This is a genomic window from Thermocrispum sp., assembly GCF_002919275.1.
Lineage (GTDB): Bacteria > Actinomycetota > Actinomycetes > Mycobacteriales > Pseudonocardiaceae > Thermocrispum > Thermocrispum agreste.
In genome coordinates, this window is record NZ_PKFA01000072.1 from 1 (window position 1) to 6,743 (window position 6,743).

The following is a 6,743-nucleotide window of genomic DNA, read 5'->3' on the forward strand; positions in this document are numbered from 1 at the left end:
GGCCGATACGGCCGTACTGTGCCGCACAGCCGGGACACGTGAACCGGTTTTCGGCAAAGACCGTGATCGGGCGACGGGGCGCCGACCGCGGCGGCCGGCGCCCCGGAACGAGGCGACAGGGGGAGCATGAGGGGCACCAGCGGGACGGTCACTGCGTGACCGGAACACCGCCGCTGCGCAGGATCTGCTCCAGCCGCGGCCCGACCTGGTCGTTCTCGCCGCCCGCTTCGATGGCGATCTTCTTGCCGTCGCGCCTGCGCACCACGTAGGACAGCACCGCGCCCGCCAGCACGCCGTCCTTGTCCGCCTTGTTGACCTTCAGTTCGGCAACCTCCGCCCAGGCGGCGTCCTTGACGAACACCCCCTTGGCGACCACCATGCCGCGTTCGAACAAGTAGGTCCGCTCCGTCCCGGTGAAGACGACATACAGGACGTACAGCGGTGCCGCGATCAGGATGCAGATCGCGACGCCCCGCAGCATCGGCATCCGCATGTGCAAGGCGTTCAGCGCTGCGATCACGCCGATCGCAGCAGCGAAGGCCACCACAGCCACCGTGATCAGCAGCAGCGGACTGGTGCCCTTGCGGTAGGCAAGCAGCGCACCCATGCCCTTCTGTGCCGCGCGCTGCGCGACCCGCTGCGGCACCTGCCCGGCCGCCGTCCTTCCCTGCTGGTTCATCACTGTCAACCTTTCCTCGGTCTTCTTGTCGGGCCGTGTCGCAGACGTGGACCGGCAGGGCCGTGGAAAGGCTGGGGCGCTACCCGGCGCCGATCTCGGCGGCGCCGGGACGATCGATGGACCACCCCGGACCGGGACGGGCTCGAGCGGACCGGTGACCACGGACGGCTCGACGCCCTCGCGCCGATCCGGCTAGGCACGCCGGACGCGGGCCGGGGAACGCCGCTGCCGCCCGTTCCTGCGGGACCAGCCGGCGGCCCGGACCGAGCGCGGCGGGTTGTAGACGCCCAGCACGCTGAACGAGTCCGCGCGCGCGGCGCGGCTGCTCACGAAGAAGGCGATGTCGCAGTTCGGCCTGAGCCTTCTGACCATGAAGTCCCGTGTGATGGCTTCCCGGAGTTCGGCGTCGCTGTGATCGCGGTACCGGTATTGCAAGGCCGCAAGGTCCCAGTCGACGATCGCTTGGCGATGGCCGGTGCAGCGGTCCGAAGGGCACCGGTACCGGTAGCGAACTTGAAAGCGCGGTGCCCGCAGTGGTCCGGCCACACGCCCGTCCGGGGCGGTCCTGCCGGCAGCACCGGCGACCTGTGCCCGCTGCCGGGGCATCCACCGCGGGTTCCGCGTGATCTCCAGGTCCTCGACACCGGCAACGGGAACGACCGCCAACGAGCGTGCGGCCGGGTTGGCCCGCACGTCGCGCAGCAGCTCGCACATGGTCCGGGTGAGGTGCGGGTCGATCAGGCTCCGGCGCCGCGACCAGCCGAGCACCCACGTCTCCCGGCGCATGGCGGCCAGGTTCGGCACCCAGCTTTCCGGCCGCCGGTCGGTACGCGACGGCTTGGCGTGCAGCAGCACGATCTCGTATTTGCGGAACCGGTCCTCGGCGGCAAGACCGCGGACATCGACCGGGCAGAGCCGGATCCAGGATTCTTCGGCCGGATCGTCCAACCGGAGCCCGGCCACGCAGACGACCTCGGAGTCGTGCGCCGTGGGCAGCGGCGCGGTTTTCGCCGTGATCAGCACCCGTATGCGCCGATACGACCCGTTCTCCGGTTTGGCGGGCGGAGCCGAGTCCGGATTCCACAGGGACAGCTGAACCTGGCGCATGACCGTTCCTCTCAGCGGACGTCACTGAGAGCATCAAATCGACTCCGCTCCGTCAACAATCCGCTGCCCGGGTGAATATCGCAACCGTTTCGGTGATAGCGCGGCCACAATGCCCGAATCGTCGTGCGTGGGAGCCCGATTGCCGCGGAACGCAACAAAGCGAATCGCGACGCAGTTCCACTGTCACGTGGCTCGGCGTTGGAGCACGACCACCGCGGTTTCGGTGTCGCGCAATGCCGCGTAATCGTCGAGTTTCGGTTCGTACTTCCGCCATTCGGCCCACAACCGCTCGCGTTCCTCTCCGGTGGCGGCGTACGCGTGAATCCTCCCACTGCCGCCCACCAGCTCGACCGTGGCGTCCGGGTTCTCCTGCAGGTTCAGCCACCATGCCGGTTCCGGGTTCGCCCACCCGTTCATCGCCAACGTGACCAGGTTGTCGCCGTCCTCGACGTAACCGAGGATCACCGCGCGCGGCTGTCCGGTGCGCCTGCCGATGGTCGTCAGCCGCATGGTACCCCACCGCTTTCCGCGCTGCCGCCACAATGCGCGCCTGCCCGGCAGGATCCGATACAGGCCACGATGCACCGACCAGGCCGCGCGGACGAACCAGCGCGGCGGCAATTTCGGGGATTTCGGCGGCCCTGTGACGGACATGGCGTCCTCCCAACTCGGCGGCGGCCGGATCTGTCCCGACGGTAGGCAAAAGCGGACAATCCGAGAAGGGCCGAACGTCCCCGTCGCTGCTTCGCCCGCTTTTCCGGGACAACGCGGTGGCGACAACGCGGTGGCGCCGACCACCGGTCACCGAACGGAACCCCGCCGGAGGTCCCGCACGGGACAAAAGTCCCCGCAACGGAGTTCCTGCGGACGCGGTGAATCGGATGCCCGACGCCCTAGCGTCGACGTGGGAGGAGGCGTCATGCGTGTGCGGGACATCATGTCGCATCCGGTTTTGACGGTGCGGGAATCGACCACGGTCAAAGCGGCGGCGGATCTGTTGTCCAGAAAGGGTTACACCGCCATGCCGGTGGTCGACGAAAACGACCGGGTCGTCGGTGTGGTGACCGAGGCCGACCTGGTACGCGAGCAGTTCCCGCGCGATCCCCGGTACCGGACCAGTGCGGACGACGAGCGCGAATCCCCGCCGAAGAAGGTCGGCGAGGTGATGACCACCCCGGCACAGGTGTGCCCGTCGACCATGGACGTCGCCCAGCTCGCCGAGGTCATGGTCACCGAGCACCGGCGCTGCATGCCCGTCGTGGACGCCGGTCGCCTGGTCGGCATCGTGACCCGGCGGGACCTGCTGCGGGTGCTCCGCCGCACGGACCGGGAGATCGCCGCCGACGTGCGCCGTCACCTGGCGATGCTGGGTGACGCCGGCCGGTTCACCGTCTCGGTGCGGGAAGGCGAAGCGATCGTGATCGACCAGTTCGACGACCCACAGGAGCGGCACATCGCGCAGGTGGTCGCAGAGGCCGTCCCCGGGGTGACGAAGGCCAGGGTCGTCCCTGCCCCGCGCTGGTCTGGGACGGAGTGACCCGCGCCGATCCCCCGCCCGCGCCACTCCGTTGCGTACGCGGTCCAGGAACCGGTCAGAGCGCGATCCAGGAGACCGTGAGGAAGTAGATCAGCACGGACAGCAGGTCCTGCACCACCGTCGCCAGCGGGCCGGATCCGTAGGCCGGATCCACGCCGAACCGGTCGAACAGCCACGGCAGGGCCATCGCAACGGTCGTGGCGGTGGCGCTGGCGGCGAACACGGCGACGGCAACCGCCAGCGCGAGATCGGCCAGCCCCCACACGCCCCAGATCACCGGTAACGTCAGGAGGGCGAGCAAGGCCCCCAGTGCCAGCCCGGTGACGGTTTCCCGCAGTGCCACTCGCGCGACTCCGGCGCCGACGGACAGTCCGCGGATGATCAACGCCTCGGTCTGCGTGCCGACCGCGTCGGCGATGTAGACGACCCCGGGGACGAACAGCGCGATCAGCACCTGTTGCTGCAGCTGCGCCTCGAACGCGCCGACCAGGCCCGCGGACAGCAACGCCCCGGCAAGGCCCATGAGCAGCCAGGGCAGCCGATGCCACAACCGGCGCCGCACCGGCTCGGTGATCGCCAGCCGTGCCCTCCTGGTGGACGCCAGGAACCCGCCGAGCCTGGCCATGTCCTCGTCGTGCTCGGCCAGCAGCACCCCCAGCAGCCGCTGCGGCGGCACCAGCCCGGCGAAACGACCGGCCTCGTCGATCACGGCGAGCCCTGCTTGCCCGTGCTGGACCGCCACCCACGCCGCCTGCTCCTGGTCGGCGCCCGGTGCGACCCGTGGCGGATCGGTGTCCATCACGTCGGCCAGCCGTGCGCCGGGCCGAGCGGCCAGCAGCCGTTCGATCGTCACCACGCCGGCCAGCCGCTCCCCGGCACAGACCGCGATCACGCCGGCGCTGTCGAACCGCTGCCCGCGCATCCCCGCCAGCAGGTCCGCCACCCGATCGTCCGGGGCAGCAATGGGCACGCTGCCGGTGGCGTGTGCGGCCGCGGTCTCCACCGCTGCGGCGAGCCCAGGCGGCCGACCGTGGCCGGCCGTACCGGGCCGCCCGCTCAATCCGCTGCCTTCTCCGGCCGGACCACCATCACCGGGCACGCCGCGTGGTAGATCAGCTTCTGGCTGGTCGACCCCAGCAGCAGGCCGCGGAAACCGCCCAGCCCGCGGCTGCCCACCACGACCAGCTGCGCATTCCTGCTGAACTCGATCAACGCCGGTCCCGGGCTCTGGTGCACCAGCTCCCGGCGCACCTGCACGCTCGGATACTTCTCCGACCAGGCGGCGAGGCGCTCGGCGAGGATCTCCCGCTCGAGCCGGTCCAGCGGCGGCCAGTCCGGGATCGGCTCGGCCAGGACCGCTTCGGCGAAGGCGCCGCTGAAGGCGTGCACGGCCGTCAGCGGCGCGCGCCGTCTCAGTGCTTCCTCGAACGCGAGGGCGAGCGCCCGCTCTGACAGTGGTGATCCGTCGACGCCCACGACCACCGGCGCGGTGGCCGGGTCTGTCTGGTCGCCGTGCACGACCACCACCGGGCACGGCGCATGCGCCGACAGCTGCGGCGCCAGCGGCCCGAGTACCACGATGTCGGTGAGCCGGTGGTGCTCGGGAGCGCCGAGAACCAGCATCTGCGCTCCGCGCGCCACGTCGAGCAGCACCGCGTTCGGGCTGTCTTCCCGGATCTCCGTGCGCACGTCGCCGGCACCGAGGCTTTCCGCGTACCGGACCGCGTCGTTGAGCAAGGCGTTGCCGCGCGCCCAAACGGCATCGACCACCTTCGGCGTGGGCGGAAGTACGCCTGCGTAGTGGTCCGGCACCCCGAGCGCATGGGTCAGCAGCAGCGGCGCGTCGTACAGGGCGGCCGTCCGCACCGCCCACCGGATGGCTTGCCGTGCCCCGGCGGAGCCGTCGACCCCGACGACGAGCGGCTTGGTGTCAGTGGAACTCATGCTTCGACGCTAGGTCACCGGCCGCTCGTCCGGCCCTTGCCGCAAGTCCTCAATCGCAGGGACTTGCGCACCGTCGACGCAGGTGACGGCGCCGGAATGGGCCGTGTCCGGCCAGTGGGTTCACCGGGCCGCCGCCCACCCACCGGTCCGACGCGGGCGCGGCGGGGTCAGCATCGGCGCGGGATGCCCCAGCCGCATCAGCACGTGCGGGAAGCCCGCCAGGCCGAGGTGCTCGATCAGCCCGGCACGGACCTCTCGCAGATGCAGCGACTGGGTGTGCACGGAACCCACCATGCCCCGCACCACGGCCGCCAGCCACACGCGCTGGGTCGCCACACCAGCGCGCAAGTGGTCGATGCGGGTGTCGCCGGAGGTGATCACCAGCAATGTCGTCTGCCGGCGCAAGCGCTCCACCAAGGTCGGCTGGTCCGGCAGGCGAGTACTGGTCCGGATCAACGCCCACGGCATGGTGTCGAAATCGCCGAGCGACTCCTGCTGCGACCATGCGGCGAGGTCACGCTGATATCCGGCGTCGGCACGCAGCGCGGCCGCGGCGTAGCCGAGGAGCCGCGCGGTCGCGGCAATGCCCGCGTCGTCGTCGATGCGGATCACCTGGGTTTCCTCGACACCGTGCCCGTCCGGCCCGTGCTCGCTGATGATGCGCGCGCAGGTGTCGTGGTTCACCGGCTGCTCGCCGAACGGGCGCCGATAGCTGTGCCGGAGGAACACCGCAGCGAACAGGTGCCGCTCCCGTTCGGTGACCAGCAGCCCGCCGTCGACGGTGACCCGGGCCAGCACCTCGGTTCCGTGGTCCGGGTCCAGCCGCAGCGTGGTGCGCAAGCCGCGGCCGCGGAGTGCGATCTCGAGCGTGGCGGCAGCCGCGCCGCAGGACACCAGCCGGTCACGCCGCACGGCTTCGGGGAGGCTTTCCTGCCCCCGGTCGTTGCGGCACAGCTCCACGGCGCCGTCCACGAACCGCAACGACCACGGACGTGGCCCGCACACCGCGGGCGAACAGTTCACCGCCTCGGTGATCTCGCGGCGCTGCGCTGCCGTCCACCTGCTCATCTCTCCCACCCGTTCCGCAGAACGCGGGCGGATCGTCCGCCCTGGCGTCACGCCTGTCCGAGCCGCCGAGGCACGTTTCGCCACACCGTGCCCGTCGCGCCCGGATCAGACGTACTTGCAGCCTGCTGGACACCGACAGCGCCCGGCAGCTCGCAAAGTCCCCGGCCGATGGGACTTTCTGCCCGCGCATCCGGACCCGGCCGGGCGACTTCCCGCACTTCTTTCCGGCCACCCGGGCCGGGCACGCTGGCAGGATGCACGCACTTGTGGTCTACGAATCGATGTACGGCAACACCAAGGCGATCGCCGAGGCGATCGCCCGCGGCCTCGCATCGGCCGCGCAAGTCGATCTCGTCGAGGTGGGCTCGGCACCCAGCACCGTCGACGCCGACGTGCTGGTCGTCGGCG

At 70.7% G+C, this 6,743-nt stretch carries 8 protein-coding genes; 2 read left to right on the forward strand and 6 right to left on the reverse strand.

The window, feature by feature from the left end; genetic code table 11:
* Positions 1 to 148 precede the first annotated feature (148 nt).
* The 3 genes from CXP56_RS18830 to CXP56_RS18840 all read right to left on the reverse strand — a co-directional run bounded on the left by CXP56_RS18830 (position 149) and on the right by CXP56_RS18840 (position 2,440).
* The gene (locus CXP56_RS18830; protein ID WP_286902204.1) at positions 149 to 679 is read right to left on the reverse strand and encodes a DUF6585 family protein; all 531 of its coding nucleotides are present in this window, start codon (positions 677 to 679) and stop codon (positions 149 to 151) included.
* A gap of 192 nt (positions 680 to 871) precedes the next feature.
* Positions 872 to 1,786, reverse strand: a complete 915-nt coding sequence (locus tag CXP56_RS18835) for a DUF8757 domain-containing protein (RefSeq protein WP_286902205.1) — start codon at positions 1,784 to 1,786, stop codon at positions 872 to 874.
* Between the two features lie 183 nt (positions 1,787 to 1,969).
* The gene (locus CXP56_RS18840) at positions 1,970 to 2,440 is read right to left on the reverse strand and encodes a nitroreductase/quinone reductase family protein (protein ID WP_286902206.1); all 471 of its coding nucleotides are present in this window, start codon (positions 2,438 to 2,440) and stop codon (positions 1,970 to 1,972) included.
* A 265-nt stretch (positions 2,441 to 2,705) separates the two neighbouring features.
* Between CXP56_RS18840 and CXP56_RS18845 the strand changes: the two genes are divergently transcribed.
* Positions 2,706 to 3,323 carry a CBS domain-containing protein gene (locus CXP56_RS18845; protein WP_028846441.1) on the forward strand — a complete coding sequence of 206 codons (618 nt, stop codon included), beginning with the start codon at positions 2,706 to 2,708 and terminating at the stop codon, positions 3,321 to 3,323.
* Positions 3,324 to 3,378: 55 nt separating this feature from the next.
* Here the strand turns inward: CXP56_RS18845 and CXP56_RS18850 are convergent, their stop codons facing one another.
* The 3 genes from CXP56_RS18850 to CXP56_RS18860 all read right to left on the reverse strand — a co-directional run bounded on the left by CXP56_RS18850 (position 3,379) and on the right by CXP56_RS18860 (position 6,335).
* Positions 3,379 to 4,326 (reverse strand): magnesium transporter, encoded by a 948-nt coding sequence (locus CXP56_RS18850; RefSeq protein ID WP_038044351.1) that lies wholly within the window; start codon positions 4,324 to 4,326, stop codon positions 3,379 to 3,381.
* 53 nt (positions 4,327 to 4,379) lie between these two features.
* A complete protein-coding gene (locus CXP56_RS18855) occupies positions 4,380 to 5,267 on the reverse strand; it encodes a universal stress protein (RefSeq protein WP_028846440.1) in 888 nt (295 codons plus the stop codon).
* Positions 5,268 to 5,387: 120 nt separating this feature from the next.
* A complete protein-coding gene (locus CXP56_RS18860; protein ID WP_286902207.1) occupies positions 5,388 to 6,335 on the reverse strand; it encodes a nitroreductase family protein in 948 nt (315 codons plus the stop codon).
* Positions 6,336 to 6,589: 254 nt separating this feature from the next.
* On the opposite strand from CXP56_RS18860, the gene CXP56_RS19130 reads away from it, so the two are divergent.
* Positions 6,590 to 6,743 (forward strand): flavodoxin family protein (locus CXP56_RS19130; protein WP_353744571.1); only part of this gene is annotated, 154 nt, incomplete at its 3' end.

What these genes read in the sequence shown, in the direction of transcription:
- CXP56_RS18830 (WP_286902204.1), bottom strand. Translation starts at nt 679, where the DNA reads ATGAACCAGCAGGGAAGGACGGCGGCCGGGCAGGTGCCGCAGCGGGTC.
- CXP56_RS18835 (WP_286902205.1), bottom strand. Translation starts at nt 1,786, where the DNA reads ATGCGCCAGGTTCAGCTGTCCCTGTGGAATCCGGACTCGGCTCCGCCC.
- CXP56_RS18840 (WP_286902206.1), bottom strand. Translation starts at nt 2,440, where the DNA reads ATGTCCGTCACAGGGCCGCCGAAATCCCCGAAATTGCCGCCGCGCTGG.
- CXP56_RS18860 (WP_286902207.1), bottom strand. Translation starts at nt 6,335, where the DNA reads ATGAGCAGGTGGACGGCAGCGCAGCGCCGCGAGATCACCGAGGCGGTG.
- CXP56_RS18845 (WP_028846441.1), top strand. Translation starts at nt 2,706, where the DNA reads ATGCGTGTGCGGGACATCATGTCGCATCCGGTTTTGACGGTGCGGGAA.
- CXP56_RS18855 (WP_028846440.1), bottom strand. Translation starts at nt 5,267, where the DNA reads ATGAGTTCCACTGACACCAAGCCGCTCGTCGTCGGGGTCGACGGCTCC.